This window comes from Brachybacterium sp. SGAir0954 (genome assembly GCF_005490785.1).
GTDB lineage: Bacteria > Actinomycetota > Actinomycetes > Actinomycetales > Dermabacteraceae > Brachybacterium > Brachybacterium rhamnosum.
Genome location: NZ_CP027295.1, coordinates 513,814 through 529,899, shown reverse-complemented (window position 1 = coordinate 529,899; position 16,086 = coordinate 513,814). Strand labels below are relative to the sequence as shown.

Sequence of the window (16,086 nt, the reverse complement as noted above, 5' to 3'; positions counted from 1 at the left end):
GAGCACGCGGGAGCAGGGACTCGGATGTCGGACTCCTCCGTACTCTTGTCAGGTGGACACAAGGAGTGTCGCAAGGGGGACGGACAGGTGCAGGACGACGGTCGGAGCGGGCGATCGCCGCAGCGACGCGGGCAGAAGAGCTACGCGATCACCTGGGTGCTCTCCCTGTTCCTCGGGGCGCTGGGAGCGGACCGCTTCTACCTGGGCCGGTGGAGGACAGGGGCGCTGAAGCTCCTCACCTTCGGCGGGCTCTATTTGTGGTGGCTCGTGGACCTCGTGCTCCTGCTCGTCGGTCGGACTCGCGATGCGCATGGCCGGCCGCTCGTCTCCGACACCCCCACCCGATGGGCGAGCCGCATCATCAGCTCCGCGCTCGTCGCGGGCTTCGTCGGCCTGATCGCGCTGGGGTCCGCCGTGGAGCCGCCGGCCCCCGCCGATGGGGCACCGACGATCGCCGTGCAGCAGATCGAGGAGCCGGATCCGACGACGGCAGCGCCGACGACGGAGGCCCCCACGACCGAGGCGCCGACCACGGCCGCTCCGACGACTGAAGCGCCCACGACTGCCGCGCCGACGACGGCTGCCCCGACCACCGCGGCTCCCACGACGGAGTCCCCGGGGGCCGGCACGGCGCTCGCCGTGCTCGCGGGGCTCGAGGAGAAGGGACGTGCACCGAAGACCGGCTACGACCGGGAGCTGTTCCACTGGCGCGACGACGTGGACCGCAACGGCTGCGACACCCGCAACGACGTGCTGCGGCGCGACCTCACCGCGATCACCCTCAAGGCCGGGACCGACGGCTGCGTCGTGCTCACCGGCACCCTCGACGACCCCTACGGCGGCGAGGAGATCGACTTCGACCGCAGCGACTCCGAGGTCGACATCGACCACGTCGTCGCCCTCTCCGACGCCTGGCAGACCGGCGCCTCGAGCTGGGACGACGACACCCGCCGGGCCTTCGCGAACGACCCGCTGAACGTCCTCGCAGTGGACTCGGGCCTCAACCGGCAGAAGAGCGACGGTGACGCAGCGACCTGGCTGCCGCCCGCGAAGGACTTCCGCTGCGAGTACGTGGCACGGCAGATCGCCGTGAAGGCCAAGTACGAGCTGTGGGTGAAGCCCGCCGAGGGCGACGCCATGGAGCGCGTGCTCGGGACCTGCGACGGCTTCGCCGCGGTCGAGGACGACGACCCGACGCCGGACCGCGGCGACGGCGACGTGGTGACGACCGCCCCCGAGGAGGCCGAGCCGGAACCGACGACGGAGGCGCCCGAGAAGCAGCAGAGCTCCTCCGGTGGCTCGGTGTACTACAAGAACTGCACCGAGGTCCGAGAGGCCGGCGCGGACCCGATCCACCGCGGCGAGCCCGGCTACGCGAAGCACCTCGACCGCGACGGTGACGGGGTGGGCTGCGAGTAGGGTCGCGGCAGATCGCCGGCACCCATCGAGGAGGACCGCATGCTCACCCTCGACCTCACCGATCGCACCGCCTTCGTCAGCGGATCCACGCAGGGCATCGGCATCGCGATCGTCCAGCGGCTCGCCGAGGCGGTCGACGCGCTCGTCGGCGATGGTGTCCCGCGCGAGCTCCTGGTCGCCGCACCCGGGGACGTCACCACCGAGGACGGCCTCGCCGCCGCGCTCGCGGAGGTGGGCGACGTCGACATCCTGGTCAACAACCTCGGGGTGTTCGGTGCGACGCCCGCGCTCGAGATCACCGACGCGGAGTGGCAGCGGTACTGGGAGGTCAACGTCCTCGCCGCGGTGCGCCTGATCCGGGCGACGCTGCCGCGCATGAAGGAGGCGGGCTGGGGCCGGGTCCTGAACATCGCGAGCGACTCCGCGATCGTCACCCCGGCGGAGATGATCCACCACGGCGTCTCCAAGACGGCGCTGCTGGCCGTCTCCCGCGGCTTCGCGAAGGACGCCGCCGGCACCGGTGTCACCGTGAACTCCGTGATCGCCGGCCCCACCTACACCGAGGGCGTGCAGGACTTCGTCTACCAGCTCGTCGACACGTCCCTGCCGTGGGAGGAGGCGGAGGCCGAGTTCATGCGGCTGCACCGCCCGCAGTCCCTCGTGCAGCGCCTGATCCGCCCCGAGGAGATCGCGAACATGGTCGTCTACCTCAGCTTCCCGCTCGCCTCGGCGACGACCGGCGGGGCGCTGCGCGTCGACGGCGGGTACACGGACGCGATCCTGCCCTGAGCGGCTACGCTCGGCCGATGACGACCCCGCGACCGAGCCGTGCCGAGCAGGTCGACGCCGCGACCCCGGCGAGCCGCAACCGGGTCGTGGACCTGCTGCGGGCCGCCGCGATCACCGTGGTGGTGCTCGGGCACTGGACGATCATCGCGGTGGATGCCGACGGCGGCATCCTTCCCCACGGCGTGCTCGACATCGCGACCTGGACCCACCCGCTGACCTGGGTGTTCCAGGTGATGCCTATCTTCTTCCTGGTAGGCGGCTACTCCAACGCCCTGTCCTGGCGATCGGCCCGCCGGAAGGGCGTCGGCTACGGTCAGTGGCTGCGCACGCGCTTGCGCCGGCTCGGGATCCCGCTGATCCCGCTGCTCCTCGCATGGCAGGTGATCGGGATCGTGGCGGTCGCCGCCGATGCGCCATATGCAGTCGTGCAGCTCGCCTCGCAGATGGCGCTGATCCCCACCTGGTTCCTCGCCGCGTACGTCATGGTCATCCTCGTCGCGCCGCCGTGCCTGCTGCTGTGGGAGCGGTGGGGCTGGTGGTCGATCGTCGGCGGCATCGCGCTTGCCGGGGCGGTCGACGCGATCAGCATCGCCGCCGACCAGCCTCTGCTCGGCTTCCCGAACTACCTGCTGGTGTGGGCGGCGTTCCACCAGTTCGGCTACGCCTGGCTCGACGGTCGGCTCGACGGCCTCCGACGGCGGCTCCTGCTCGCGGCCATCGGGCTCGCGGGGCTGCTGCTGCTCGTGCTCGCGGGGCCGTACCCCGTCTCGATGATCACGTCCGCGGCCGACGACCTCTCCAACTCGAGCCCCACCCGCGTGACCATGGCATTCCTCGGGATGCTGCAGGCCGGACTCGTGCTGAGCCTCGAGAAGCCCCTCGAGGCGCTGCTGCGCCGGCCGCGCCTGTGGTTCGTCACCGTGCTCGTCAACCGTCGGATCATGACCTGGTTCCTGTGGCATCTCACCGCCATGGTCGCCCTCGCCCAGCTGCTGCTCGCCCTCGACGCGAGGGTGCTGCTGCCCGAGCCGGCGAGCGGCGCCTGGTGGGCGACGAGACCGCTGTGGGCCGCGGCGCTGCTCGTCCTCACCGGACTCGTGGTGCTGGTCATGGGTCGCTTCGAGGACCCCCGGGAGGATCCCCGCCCCGCTCCGGCCCCGTGGCGTCCCGTCCTCGCCGCCGTCACCGTCACCGCGGGCCTCGGCGTCGTCGCCTCGGTGGGAGTCGTGGGGGAGGGCGGCGTGACCGCCTGGCCGCTGCTGCCCGTCGCGGGGATGGTGCTGCTCGGCGTGGTGCGGCTGCGCCGGAGCTGACCCGTCCTGCACGCGACCCCCGCCCGGTGAGAGGATCGGTCGTCCCCGCGCCCGCCCGGCGTCGCCCTGCTCGACCAAGGATCCCGTCCCCCGATGGACCTCGTCTCCCTGCTCCCCGCCCTGTCTGTCGCCTCGTGGCTCCTCGTGGTCCTCGGCGCGCTCGTCGTCGGGCTGTCCAAGACCGCGCTGCCCGGCGGCGGCACGATCGCCGTGGGGCTGTTCGCCCTGGCCCTGCCTGCGAAGGAGTCGACGGCGGCGCTGCTGCTCCTGCTGATCGTCGGCGACTGGACGGCGCTGTACGCCTACCGCCGCGAGCCGGACGTCCGCACGCTGCTGCGGCTCATCCCGAGCGTGCTCGTGGGCCTCGTGGTCGGCACGATCTTCTTCTGGCTGGCCGGCGGGGACGTGGTCCGCACGACCATCGGCGTGATCCTGCTGGCCCTCGTCGCGGTGACGGTGATCCGACGCCGCCGCCCCGCCCCCGAGCGGCCCGAGGGGGAGGAGCACGTCGGCGCCGGCGTCACCGCGGCCCGTGCCGGCTACGGCCTGCTCGGCGGGTTCACGACGATGGTCGCGAACGCGGGCGGCCCGGTCATGTCGATGTACTTCTACGCGATGCGGATGCCGGTGCTGACCTTCCTCGGCACCTCCGCCTGGTTCTTCGCGGTCGTCAACATCCTCAAGCTGCCGTTCTCCGCGAGCCTCGGCCTGCTCTCCTCCTCGACGCTCGTCATGGACCTGATGCTGGTGCCGGTCGTGCTGATCGGCGCCTTCCTTGGCACCCGGATCGCGCGGCGCATCCCGCAGAAGGCCTTCGAGTCGGTCGTCCTGGTCCTGACGGTCGTCTCAGCGCTCGCCCTGCTGATCCTCTGACCGGCCGACGGCGCTCGCCCAGTCCCCGATCCCGCGGATGACGTCGAGCAGCTCGGGCGGGTCGATGACCTCGATCGGCTCCCCGAGCACGGCGAGGCGCATGGCGACCCACTGCATGTCGTCGGCCCCGGCGCGGAGGATGCAGGCGTCCGGCCCGTCGGCCTCGAGGGTCGCGGTCCGGCCGGGGATCCGCTCGGCGACTTGGGCGAGCGGGCAGAGGATCCGGACGACGGCGCCCGTCGGGTACGGGCCGTGGGTGACGGCGCCGCGCACGGTCGCCTCGATGTCCGGGGTCTCGCGTCGCGCGAAGGTCAGCGTGGAGGCGTGCACGGCGTGCATCCGGTCCAGCCGGAAGGTGCGCCAGTCCTCCCGCTCGAGGTCCCACGCGAAGAGGTACCAGCGGCGCTCGAAGGAGAGGATCCGGTACGGCTCGAGGCGGCGCTCGGCGCGGTAGCCGTCCGCCCGCTCGTGGTCCACGCGCACCCGCACCCCGTCGCGCACCGCGCCGGCGAGGGTCATGAGCACCTCCGGTCGGGCCGACGGGCTGGGTCCCGTGAGGACCTGCATGGCGGCGGTGAGCGCCGAGATCTGGGAGCGGACCTGCGGCGGAAGGATCCGGTCCAGCGAGGTGAGGGCGCGCAGGGCGTCCTCGTCGAGGCCGTCGATCCCGGAGCTCGCCGTGAGCCGCAGCCCCACCGCCACGGCGACCGCCTCGTCCGGCCCCAGCAGCAGCGGCGGCAGCGCCTGGCCCGCACCCAGCTGGTAGCCGCCGCCGTGCCCCGCGGAGGTCAGCACGGGATAGCCCAGCTCGCGCAGCCGGTCCACGTCCCGCCGCACGGTGCGCACGGTGACCGCGAGCTCGTCGGCGAGCTCGGGCCCGGTCCACACCGTCCGGGACTGCAGCAGCGCCAGCAGCCGCAGGGCACGCCGCGTCACCTCGCTCATGGGGACAGTGTGCCCCGCTCTGCGGACAGGAACTGTCCTCCGAGGCGTCGACGACGGCACGACCACCGAGACCCGCGGTGCGGACCCTCGCCCGAGCCGGGCCCCGCCCCCGTCACCACGATCGCCTGGCGGCTCGGGCACGTGATCGTCGGCATCCTCGCCGACCGCAGCGCGAACCAACGTGGCGGGGACGCCGACGCGCACATCCACCGCGCCCGAGCCCTCACATGCGCCGCGCCCGCACCCCCGGGGAGGGGATGCGGGCGCGGTGTTCTGCGAGGGGCCGACGACTCATGCCTCGGCGTCCGGGTCCTGCTGCGAACCGGGAGCGGCGAGGATCCCGTACACGTCCCGCTTGGCGGTCGCGAGCAGCGCGGCCACGCGGGTCAGCTGCACGGCGTCCGCGGAGCGGCCCGCCTCGCGGACGGCGCCCGCGAGGTCGTGCAGCGCCATGCGAACGTCGGGGATCTGCTGGTCGGCATCGCCGTCGGGCGAGGCGAAGGGGTCGCTCCAGCCCTCGCGCTGCTCCGCGACGTGCGCGGCGCCCGCCTCGGTGAGGCTCGCGAGCTTGCGGCCGGACTCCTTCGCGGTCTCGACCAGCCCCTCGTCCTCGAGCTGGGAGAGGGTCGGGTAGATCGCGCCGGGGCTCGGGGTCCACCGGCCGCTGGTGCGATCGGAGATGGTCTGCATCAGCTGGTAGCCGTGCATCGGCTCCTCGGCGAGGAGCAGCAGGACGGCGGTGCGGACGTCGCCGCGGGGGCGCCGGCCGCGGCCGTGGGGACCGCGCGGGCCACGGGGGTCGAAGCCCTCGCCGGGGCCGAACTCCCCGCGACCCTCGCGGCCGGGCCCGCCGCCGCGACGACCGCGCGGGTCGCCGTCCTCGGGTCGGTAGCGGCGCTCGCCGCGGAAGCCCTCGCGGAGGTCGTCGGGGGAATGGTGGTGGTGATGATCGTGATGATGCTGTCGCATGGGGGAACTCCTCTGTCGGGTCCGGGGTGCCGCACACCGTGTGTGTCGCGACAGCATCACGATATATCGTTCACGAGGAGAGAGTCAAGGGCTCCGTGGGTCACGACGACGGGACGGTCGCCGCGCCGGGGCGCGACGGCCGTCCCGTCGGGAAATGTGTGGGGCTCAGGCGCCGTCGCCCACGGCGATCGCCTCGGCCTCCTCCTCGGCCTCGAGGTGCAGGGGCTCGTGGCCCACCGCAGCGAGGTGACGTCGACCGATGACGAGCATCGCGATCGAGAGCACGAGGGTCAGTGCGGCCAGCAGGTAGGGCATGCCGGCGGAGGTCGCGGCGGCGAGCGGACCGGCCACGGCCGGCGCGATCGCACCGCCCAGGAAGCGCACACCCGAGTACGCGGAGCTCGCGACGCCGCGCGGCAGGTCGGTCGCCTCCATGACCGTCTCGGTGAGGGCGGTGTTCATGATGCCCAGCAGCAGCCCGCCCACGATGATGAGCACGACGATCCCGGTCATCGAGGTGTGCAGGAAGAACAGGCCCACCATGAGCACCGCGAGCAGCGCGAGGGTGGTCAGCAGGGTCGGGATGAGACCGATCCTCCGGGTCAGCACCGGCGCGACGAACACCGAGGTGATCGCGAGGCACACGCCCCAGCCGAAGAACACGCCGCCGATCCCCATGGCCCCGAACTCCGTGCCCCGCGCGGCCGCCGCGGCCTCGAGCGGGAAGGGCGAGTAGGCGAGCAGGGTGAAGAAGGCGAAGTTGTAGAACACCGCCGTCAGGGCGAGGGTGCGCAGCGCGGGGTGGCGCAGGGCGCGCAGCGCGGCGAGCGGGGAGACGTGCGACGGCCGCGGCTCACGGCGCAGCAGCACGAGGATCGCGACGAGGCCGATCGCCATGAGCACGGCGGTGCCGATGAACGGGGCGCGCCAGGAGATCGAGCCGAGCAGACCGCCCAGCAGGGGGCCGAGCGCCATGCCGATCCCGAGGGCGGTCTCGTAGAGGATGATCGCGCCGCCCGAGGGTCCCGCGGTCGCGCCGACGATCGCCGCGAGCGCGGTGGAGATGAACAGGGCGTTGCCGAGGCCCCAGCCGGCGCGCAGGCCGATGATCTCGTTGACCGAGCCGGAGGTCGAGGCGAGGGCCGCGAAGACGACGACGAGGGCGAGCCCGATCAGCAGCGTGGTCCGCACGCCGACCCGGGAGGCGAACCAGCTCGTGAAGAACATGGCGATCGCGGTGATGAACAGGTAACTCGTGAACAGCAGCATCGCCTGCGAGGGCGTCGCGTCGAGCTGGGCGCTGATGGCGGGGAGGATCGGGTCGACGAGGCCGATCCCCATGAAGGAGACGGTCGCGGCGAAGGCGATCGCCCAGACCGCGCGGGGCTGGTGGAAGGCGTCGCGCAGGGTCGGCGCGGTGCTCGTGGTGGATGCCGCGGGGGCGGCGGTGGTCGCACTCATGCAGGGGGTCTTCTTTCGCGGTGCGGGTGGTGGGAGGAGGGGGTCAGGAGTCGTGCGTCTCCACGAGGGCGGCGAGCACGCCGGCGGCGCGGGAGAGGGCGTCGAGGTCGGCCTCGGGGAGCGCGTCCAGGAGCGGGCCGACGTGCTCGGCCATCTGGCCGCGCCAGACGGCGAGCTGCTCGTCCCCGGCCGCGGTGAGGCTCACCAGCCAGGAGCGGGAGTCGGTGGGGTCCGTCGCGCGGTCCACGAACCCCTCGTCCTCGAGCCGCTGGATCACGGCGGTCGCGGTGGAGCGCGAGACGTTCTCGCGCTCGGCGATCTCGCTGAGCCGCAGCGGGCCGCGGCGCTGGATCGTCGCGAGCACGCGCCAGGAGACGGAGGAGACGCCCACCTTCGCCGAGCGGGCGGCCATCCGGGCGAACTGGCTGCACAGGAGCGTCAGCTGCTGGGGGAGGTCGTCGCGGGGGATCGGGGTGGAGGGGCTCACGAGCAGCCACGATAGTTCGCAATGCGAATCAAAACAAGTTCGGATCACGAACTATCGCCGACCGCACACGACCGAGCCCCGCCCTCCGTGGGGGAGGACGGGGCTCGGGTCGGTCGGGTCAGGGGGTCACTGGCCGGCGGCCCGCAGCACCCGGGCGTCGCGCTGGGCGATGAGCGCGAGCTCGACCGCCTTGAAGGCGTGCGCCTGGGTCATGGCCTTCTCCGTCCCGTTCAGCACGTCGAGCACGAGCTCCCCGAAGAAGGGGTAGCCCACCTTCCCGTGCGCCTCGATCCGCTGCTCGCCCTCGCCGTTCACGAGGATGACCTGGTCCGGGCCGTTGTCCGTCGTCACGTCGATGTACTTGCGCAGCTCGAGGTAGCCCTCGGTGCCCACCACGAAGGTGCGGCCGTCGCCCCAGGTGCGCAGGCCGTCCGGCGTGAACCAGTCCACCCGCACCGCGCCCGAGGCGCCGGAGGAGAGCGCGATGTGCGCCTCGCCGAAGTCGTCGAGCTCGGGGTGCTCGGGATGCGCGAAGTTGCCGATCGCGCTCGAGAGCACCTCGGCGTCGTCGGACCCGGTGAAGGTGAGCATCTGCTCGAAGTTGTGCGAGCCGATGTCCGTGAGGATGCCGCCGTAGCGCGCCCGCTCGTAGAACCAGTCGGGGCGGCTCGCCGGATCGCCCAGGCGGTGCGGGCCCATGCCCTGCACCTGCACGACCTCGCCGAGGGCGCCCTGCTGGATCAGCTGCGTGGCGAGCACCGCGGACTCCACGTGGATCCGCTCGGAGTAGTACACGGCGTACTTGCGGCCCGTGCGCTCCACGGCCGCCTTCGCCTCGGCGAGCTGCTCGAGGCTGATCAGCGGCGTCTTGTCCGTGAAGTAGTCCTTGCCGGCCTCCATGACGCGGATGCCGAGCGCGGCGCGGTCACCGGGGACCGCCGCGGCCGCGACCAGGCGCACCGCGGGATCCTCGAGGACCTCCTCCTCGCTGCGGGCGACCCTCACGCCCGGGAACTGCTCGGCGAAGGCCGCGAGGCGCTCCGGCTGTGGGTCGTACACCCACTTCAGCGTGCCGCCGGCGCCGATCAGGCCCTGCGTCATGCCGCCGATGTGGCCGTGGTCCAGGTGCATCGCGGCGAACACGAACTCCCCGGGCTCCACGACCGGCTTCGGCATCGCGGCGGGGGCGTAGTTGGCGCCTTCGGAGGCAGGCATCGACAGTCCTTTCGGTCGAGATGGGGGGCAGGGACAGTCTGTGGGCTCAGGAAGAGGCCGGGGCAGGGGTGCCGCGGGTTGCCAGCGGCACCGCCGCCGGGCGCTCCACGGTGCTCACGATCTCGACGCGGGAGCCCGACGCGGCCGCCTCGAGCACCCCGTTCATCACCTCGAGCACGTGCTGCCCGAGCGCACCGGAGGCCCGCAGCCCCGCGCCGCGCTCGGCCATGTCCTGCAGGCCTATGCCGCGGGATGCCTCCGGGTAGCCGGCGCTGACGGGCAGCGTCTCCCAGCCCTCGCCGCCCAGGCGGTGCAGCTCGACGTCCCCGTCGAAGCGGTTGGGGTCCGGCACCGCGAGCGTGCCCTCGCTGCCGTGCACCTCGATCGGGTGGATCGTCGTCGCGACCGCGTCGAAGCTCATGACGAGCGTGGACAGCGCCCCGGACTCGTGCACGAGCACCCCGGTGACGTGCGTGTCCATGGTGACGGGGATCGACTCCCCGGCACGGGGGCCGGAGCCGATCGTGCGCTCGGAGCGGGTGCGGCTGCTCGCCCCGATCACCGAGGCGACCGGGCCCAGGAGGGTCACGAGGGCATGGATGTAGTACGGGCCCATGTCCAGCAGCGGGCCGCCGCCGGGCACGTAGTAGAAGTCCGGCGCCGGGTGCCAGCGCTCGTGGCCCGGGGTCAGCATCGTCGCGGTCGCCGCGATGGGGGTGCCGATGAGGCCCTCGTCGATCGCGGCGCGCGCCGTCTGCGTGCCCGTGCCGAGCACCGTGTCCGGGGCGGAGCCCGTGAGCACGCCGGCCACCGCGGCGGCCTCGAGCACGGCGGCGCCGTCGGCCGTGGCGACCGCGAAGGGCTTCTCCGAGTAGACGTTCTTGCCGGCCGCGATCGCGCGCCGGTCGATCTCCGCATGGGCGGCGGGGATCGTGAGGTTCAGGACCGTCTCGACCTCCGGGTCGGCGAGCAGCTCGTCCACGCTCAGGGCGCGCACGCCCTCGTGGGCGGCGGCGACCGTGCGGGCCCGCTCGAGGTCGATGTCCGCGACGGCGACGAGCTCGACGTCGGGCAGGGAGGGGAACGTGGCGAGGTACTGCGCGGAGATGTTCCCGCAGCCGATCATGCCGACCTTCATCGGGTGGTCTCCTTCTCGGTGGTGCGGGCGGCCCAGAGCAGGCCCCGCTCGATGATCGTGCGGACGTTCGGGTCCTCGAGCACCTCGACCCGGTGGCCGGGCGTCGAGACGAAGATGCGGCCCTCGCCCCACTGCCGCGTCCAGATCGCGGGGGAGGTCACCTCGCGGTGCCACGGGTCCCACTCGCGCACCTTCTGCGTGGTCGTCGCGAGCACGTCGATGTAGGAGTCCGCGAGCACCCAGTACTGCTCGGTGACGAGGTCGAAGTCGGAGATGCCCTGGGTGATGGGGTGATCGGCGGCCTCGGGGAGCATGGTCACCGTGTAGGGGACGTAGTTGTCCGCCTGCTCGCCCCGGCGCTCGTCCGGGTGCTTGCCCGGGTGGCAGCCGAACTGGCCGCCGATGAGCGTGAGGTAGTCCGACTCGTTGCGGTAGGAGTCCGCGATGCCGCCGTGCCAGCCGGCGAGGCCGGTGCCCGCCTCGACGGCGGCGCGCAGCCCCTCGAACTGGGGACGCTCAATCGTGGACATGGTCATGCACTGGACCACGAGGTCCACGGTCGCCATGTACGCGGCGTCCGCGTAGACCGCGGGGGACTCCTCGATCCGCACGTGGAAGCCGTGCTCCTCGAGGAAGGGGATGAAGAGGTCCGTCGCCTCGACGGGCTGGTGCCCGTCCCAGCCGCCGCGCACGACGAGGGCCTCGCGGGTGGGGGTGGTGGTCATCGGTCCTGCTCCTGCTCGGTGGGGGTGACGGCGGTCCAGCGGGAGCCGTCGTCATGGCTGGCCTCGACGGCGGCGAGCACGCGCTGGACGTGCAGGGCCTCGTCGAAGGTGGGGGAGGGGTCCGTGCCCTCGCCGATCGCGCGCACGAGGTCCACGACCTCGTGGGTGAAGGTGTGCTCGTAGCCCAGGCCGTGACCGGTGGGCCACCAGGCCGCGGCGTAGGGGTGCTCGGGCTCCGTGGTGAGCACCCGGGTGAAGCCCTGGCGGCCCGCGGGGGCGGTCGCGTCGTAGATCTCGAGCTCGTTCATGCGCTCGAAGTCGAAGGCGACGGAGCCCGAGGACCCGTTGATCTCGACGCGCATCGCGTTCTTGCGGCCCTGCGCCATGCGGGTCGCCTCGAAGGAGCCGAGCACGCCGCCGGCGAGGCGCGCGGAGAACAGCGCGGTGTCGTCGACCGTGACCTGCTGGCGCTCGCCGGAGACGTCGCCCTTGCCGCCGAGGCCCTGCATGTCCCCGGCCGCGGGCCGCGTGGGGACGACGGTGGCGAGGGTGCCGGAGACGGCCTCGATGTCGGTGCCGGTGATCCACTGGACGAGGTCGACGACGTGCGCGCCGATGTCGCCGAGCGCGCCGGAGCCGGCCTTCTCCCTGTCCAGGCGCCAGGTCATGGGGGCGTCGGCGTCCGCGAGCCAGTCCTGCAGGTACTGCGCGCGGACCTGCCGGATCTCGCCCACGAAGCCCTCCTCGACGAGCCGGCGGGCGTAGGCGAGGGCCGGGGTGCGGCGGTAGCTGAAGCCGCAGATCGAGCGGATCCCGCGGGCCGCGGCCTCGCGGGCCGCGGCGGCCATCTCCTCCGCCTCGGCGACGGAGTTCGCGAGCGGCTTCTCGCACAGCACGTGCTTGCCGGCGGCCAGCGCCGCGAGGGTGATCTCGCGGTGCGTGTCACCGGGGGTGCAGATGTCGACGACGTCGATCTCCGGGTCCTCGACCACGTCCTGCCAGCGGGTCGTGGTGCCGGCGAAGCCGTAGCGCTCGGCGGCCGCGGCGAGGGTCTCGAGGTTGCGGCCGGCGAGGGTGCGCAGCTCCGGCGTGAGCGGGAGGTCGAAGAAGCGGTGCGCGGTGCGCCAGGCGTGGGAGTGGGCGGCGCCCATGAAGCCGTGGCCGATGAGGCCGACGCGCAGCGGGCGGGGTGTCTGAGTGGTCACGGCAGGGGTCACGGCTCCTCGGTGAGCGGACGGTGGCGGTGAGGGGAGTGCGGCCGCGCGGGGCGCCGACCACTGGTTAACATCTCGAACTTATCATGGTCGCGCAGGTCAGGGAACAGAAAGACGGGGGGAGCCGTCGTCGCGGATCCCCCCGTCCCCCGGGTGGGGATGAGGTCAGAGGATGCCGCCGAGGAGACCGCCGACGAGGCCGGTGACGCAGGGACGGAGGGGTTCCGTCGCTCGCCACCACCCTCACCGTCGGCCGGCCGACGGTGACCCGCCGGTCACCGGCCGTGACCCCTTCGTGACCACCTCGACCGTCGGCCGGGTGACCGTTGACCCCGCCGATCACTTGCCGGACCCGGCGGTCATGCCGCTCACCAGATAGCGCCGGCCCACGATGTAGAGCAGCACGATCGGGATCGAGGAGAGCACCACCGCGGCCATGACGACCGGGACGTTCGTCGCGTACTCGCCCTGGAAGCTCCACAGCGCGAGCGGCAGCGTGCGCATGTCCGGGCTCTGCGTGAGGATCAGCGGGAACAGGAAGCCGTTCCACGACATGAGCGCCTGGTAGACGGCGACCGTGACGAGCGCGGGGCGCACGATCGGGAAGGCCAGGCGCCACATCTTCTGCCACTCGGTGCAGCCGTCGATGTCCATCGCCTCGAACAGCTCCCCGGGTACGTCCCGCAGGGCGTTGGAGATGATGAGGATGCTCAGCGGCAGGCCGAACGCGATGCCCGGCAGCATGAGCGCCGCGAGCGAGTCGTACATGTGCATGCGGATGATCAGCAGGTAGATCGGCACGATCGTGGCCTGCACGGGGATCGCGAGGCCCAGCAGGAACAGGCTCCGCACCGGGCGGAACAGCCGGTGCCGGCTGCGCACCGTCGCGTACGAGGCCATGAAGGCCATGAGCACGAGCGGCACCACGGTCCCGAGCGCGACGAGCACGCTGTTGAGCAGGTAGGTCGTGAAGTCCGCCTCGAGCACGGCGGTGAAGTTCTCGAACGCGAGCTGCGGGGAGGGCAGCACCGGGTTCGAGCCGAAGTACGTGCTGATCGACTTCAGGCTCGTGATCGCCACGAAGTAGAGGGGCAGGAGCACGGCCAGCAGCCACAGCCACCCGAAGGTGCCGCCGATCCAGTTGCGCTTCATGTCAGGCTCCTTCCGTCTGGCTCGCGGAGGCGTCCTTGCCGCCGAGCCGCTGCACCCCGAGGGCGAGCCCCAGGCCGAGCACCACGAGGATCACCGCGAGGGCGCTCGCGACGCCCATCTCGTTCCCGCGGAAGCCCGTGAGGTACATGTCCAGCGGCAGGATCCGGGTGGAGACGCCGGGACCGCCCTGGGTGAGCACGAAGATGATGTCGAAGTAGGTCAGGGCGCCCACGACCATGAGCGTCGAGCTCGTGATGAGCGTGTACTTCAGCTGCGGCAGCGTGATCGAGAAGAACTGGCGCACGCGGCCCGCGCCGTCGATCTGCGCCGCCTCGTACATGCTCTGCGGGATCTGCCGCACGGCGCCCTGGTAGATGAGCGTGTGGAAGGGGATGAACTGCCACGCGATGATCACGAGCAGCACGATCCACACGAGGGTCGAGTCGCCCAGCCAGTTCTGCTTGAGGAAGGGAAGGCCCAGCCCGCTCGCGAGCCCGAAGTTCGGGTCCATGAGGGACTTGAAGGTGATCGCGATCGCCGAGGAGGAAAGCAGCAGCGGCAGGAAGTAGAGCACCGCGAGCACGCCGCGGTACCGCTGCTGCCCCGCCAGGAAGGTCCCCAGCAGGATGCTGAGCGGGGTCTGCAGGACCCAGGTCGCGACGATCATGAGCAGCACCAGCAGCAGCCCGCGCCAGGTGGTCTCGCGGGAGAGCGCCTCGGTCCAGCTCGTCAGGCCCGTGAACTCGATCGCGCCGATCCCGTTCCACGAGGTGAAGGACAGGGCGACGACGCCGAGCAGCGGCAGGATCGCGAAGATGAGGAAGAAGAGCAGCGCCGGGGCGGCGAAGAGCAGGTGCGAGAGCTGCAGGCGCTCGCGGTGCGGGGCGGCGGGGGTCGTCGTCACCTCAGCCCTCCAGGGTCGCGTTCATCGCCTCGGCGAACTGCTCCGGCGTGGCCTTGCCGAGGAACAGCTGCTCGGTGTTGACCAGCAGCTGCTCCGCCGCGGTGGGCTGCAGCGCCTGGTCCCAGGACTGCGTGAAGGAGGGGGCATCCTGCAGCGAGGTGTAGACCCACTGCAGGTACTCGGCGTCGTCGCTCGCGGCGAGGGCGTCCTCCTGCCCGGTGACGACGGGGGCGGAGCCGGAGGCCACGAAGTCGGCGGCGACGTCGTCCGTCATCATCCCCTCGAGGAAGTAGGCCTTCGCGACGGTCTTCTCCTCCTCGGAGGCGACCGCGGAGAGCGAGACGTAGTTGCAGGGGTTGCCCACGAGGTTCGCGAGCTCGCCCTTGCCGCCGTCGATCGTGGGGAAGGGGCCGAAGCCGAGACGGCCGTCCTGGACGAAGCTGCCGCCGCCGGACTTCATGCCGCCGAAGGTCCAGCCGCCGTGGAGCATGAGCGCGGCCTTGTCCGACCACAGCAGCGCCTGGTCGGTGTTGGAGTCCGCGGCCATGGACTCGAAGCCCTCGGCGAAGGCCTTGACCTCGAGCAGCTCGGTGACCTTGTTCCCCATCTCGATGACGGCCGGGTCGAGCCAGGCGTCCTTCTCGCCGGCGGCGATGCGCGCGAAGACCTCGGGGCCGCCGATGCGGTCCAGGAGGTACTCGAGCCACATCATCGAGGTCCAGCGGGACTGGCCGGCGAGCGAGATCGGGGCGACGCCCTTCGTGTTCGCCTTGTCGATCACGTCGAGCAGGGCGTCCCAAGTCTCCGGCGCCTCCGCGCCGATCGACTCGAGCACCGTCTTGTTGTGGAACATGATGATCGGCTGCGTCGCGCCGATGGGGAGCGCATAGATCTTGTCGTCGACGGTCGCGGCGCCCCACACGGAGTCGATGAAGCGCTTCTGGAAGTCGGCGTTCTCCTCGAGCCAGGGGGTGAGGTCGTCGACCTGCTCCTCCTGGGCGTAGGTGCGCAGGCCGCCGCCGCCCCAGCCGTAGATGATCGTGGGCGCCTCGCCCGCGCCGATGGCCGTGCGGATCTTCTGCTTGTAGGCGTCGTTCTGGAAGAACGTGACCTCGAGGCTGCCCTTGCCGAGCTCGTTGAAGGCGTCGATCGAGTCCTGGTAGATCGTCTCGTTCGGCTGGCCGGAGAGCTGCCAGATCGAGGCGGAGTCGCCGCCGCCCGCGGAGCCGCCGGGGCCGGAGGTGCCGCACGCCGCGAGGGTCAGGGCGGCGGCGCCGGCGGTGCCGCCGAGGAGGGAACGTCGGGTGAAGGAAAAGTTTCTCATGACCTGCTCCTGGATGTCATCGTTGACGGGTGGTCGAGCGTGGCGGTGCACGCGGGGGAACAGCGGTAAGTAAGGGAAAATTACCAACGATCCGCAGTGCCGTCAACCGCGTGGTCCGTGTATCGATACGGTTGTGGCCTGGGGTGATGCGGGGATGG

General features: G+C 71.9%; 15 protein-coding genes. 4 read left to right on the top strand and 11 right to left on the bottom strand.

The annotated features are described in order from the left end of the window. Positions 1 to 87 precede the first annotated feature (87 nt). The 4 genes from C1N80_RS02350 to C1N80_RS02335 all read left to right on the top strand — a co-directional run bounded on the left by C1N80_RS02350 (position 88) and on the right by C1N80_RS02335 (position 4,394). Entirely contained in the window at positions 88 to 1,419 is a 1,332-nt protein-coding gene (locus tag C1N80_RS02350; protein ID WP_205750662.1) for a DUF1524 domain-containing protein, read from the top strand. 39 nt (positions 1,420 to 1,458) lie between these two features. Then, the gene (locus tag C1N80_RS02345) at positions 1,459 to 2,208 is read left to right on the top strand and encodes an SDR family NAD(P)-dependent oxidoreductase (RefSeq protein WP_137769308.1); all 750 of its coding nucleotides are present in this window, start codon (positions 1,459 to 1,461) and stop codon (positions 2,206 to 2,208) included. Between the two features lie 17 nt (positions 2,209 to 2,225). Then, entirely contained in the window at positions 2,226 to 3,521 is a 1,296-nt protein-coding gene (locus tag C1N80_RS02340; protein ID WP_137769307.1) for an acyltransferase family protein, read from the top strand. A 93-nt stretch (positions 3,522 to 3,614) separates the two neighbouring features. Further along, positions 3,615 to 4,394 (top strand): sulfite exporter TauE/SafE family protein, encoded by a 780-nt coding sequence (locus C1N80_RS02335; RefSeq protein WP_137769306.1) that lies wholly within the window; start codon positions 3,615 to 3,617, stop codon positions 4,392 to 4,394. Here C1N80_RS02335 and C1N80_RS02330 read toward each other — a convergent pair. From C1N80_RS02330 to C1N80_RS02280, 11 genes are all read right to left on the bottom strand, one after another. Next, positions 4,368 to 5,339: a YafY family protein gene (locus C1N80_RS02330; RefSeq protein ID WP_137769305.1), complete on the bottom strand. Its 972-nt coding sequence runs from the start codon at positions 5,337 to 5,339 to the stop codon at positions 4,368 to 4,370. The genes C1N80_RS02335 and C1N80_RS02330 overlap by 27 nt on opposite strands. Before the next feature lie 291 nt (positions 5,340 to 5,630). Further along, entirely contained in the window at positions 5,631 to 6,308 is a 678-nt protein-coding gene (locus C1N80_RS02325) for a PadR family transcriptional regulator (RefSeq protein WP_168197995.1), read from the bottom strand. A 165-nt stretch (positions 6,309 to 6,473) separates the two neighbouring features. Beyond that, positions 6,474 to 7,769, bottom strand: coding sequence for an MFS transporter (locus C1N80_RS02320; RefSeq protein WP_137769303.1), 1,296 nt, complete (start codon positions 7,767 to 7,769; stop codon positions 6,474 to 6,476). A gap of 43 nt (positions 7,770 to 7,812) precedes the next feature. Next, a complete protein-coding gene (locus C1N80_RS02315) occupies positions 7,813 to 8,256 on the bottom strand; it encodes a MarR family winged helix-turn-helix transcriptional regulator (RefSeq protein ID WP_240811201.1) in 444 nt (147 codons plus the stop codon). 126 nt (positions 8,257 to 8,382) lie between these two features. Continuing rightward, entirely contained in the window at positions 8,383 to 9,471 is a 1,089-nt protein-coding gene (locus C1N80_RS02310; RefSeq protein WP_137769302.1) for a Gfo/Idh/MocA family protein, read from the bottom strand. Positions 9,472 to 9,517: 46 nt separating this feature from the next. Further along, the gene (locus tag C1N80_RS02305; protein WP_137769301.1) at positions 9,518 to 10,609 is read right to left on the bottom strand and encodes a Gfo/Idh/MocA family protein; all 1,092 of its coding nucleotides are present in this window, start codon (positions 10,607 to 10,609) and stop codon (positions 9,518 to 9,520) included. Next, complete coding sequence (locus C1N80_RS02300) at positions 10,606 to 11,334, bottom strand: ThuA domain-containing protein (RefSeq protein WP_137769300.1); 729 nt, start codon at positions 11,332 to 11,334, stop codon at positions 10,606 to 10,608. The genes C1N80_RS02305 and C1N80_RS02300 overlap by 4 nt, the downstream gene beginning before the upstream one ends. Then, the gene (locus tag C1N80_RS02295) at positions 11,331 to 12,485 is read right to left on the bottom strand and encodes a Gfo/Idh/MocA family oxidoreductase (RefSeq protein WP_240811276.1); all 1,155 of its coding nucleotides are present in this window, start codon (positions 12,483 to 12,485) and stop codon (positions 11,331 to 11,333) included. Before C1N80_RS02295 ends, C1N80_RS02300 begins: the two co-directional genes overlap by 4 nt. Before the next feature lie 402 nt (positions 12,486 to 12,887). Then, complete coding sequence (locus C1N80_RS02290) at positions 12,888 to 13,700, bottom strand: carbohydrate ABC transporter permease (RefSeq protein WP_137769298.1); 813 nt, start codon at positions 13,698 to 13,700, stop codon at positions 12,888 to 12,890. Position 13,701: 1 nt separating this feature from the next. Further along, positions 13,702 to 14,604 (bottom strand): carbohydrate ABC transporter permease, encoded by a 903-nt coding sequence (locus C1N80_RS02285; protein WP_137769297.1) that lies wholly within the window; start codon positions 14,602 to 14,604, stop codon positions 13,702 to 13,704. 1 nt (position 14,605) lies between these two features. Then, on the bottom strand, positions 14,606 to 15,928 hold the full coding sequence (locus tag C1N80_RS02280) for an extracellular solute-binding protein (RefSeq protein ID WP_137769296.1): 1,323 nt from the start codon (positions 15,926 to 15,928) through the stop codon (positions 14,606 to 14,608). Positions 15,929 to 16,086: the final 158 nt, after the last annotated feature.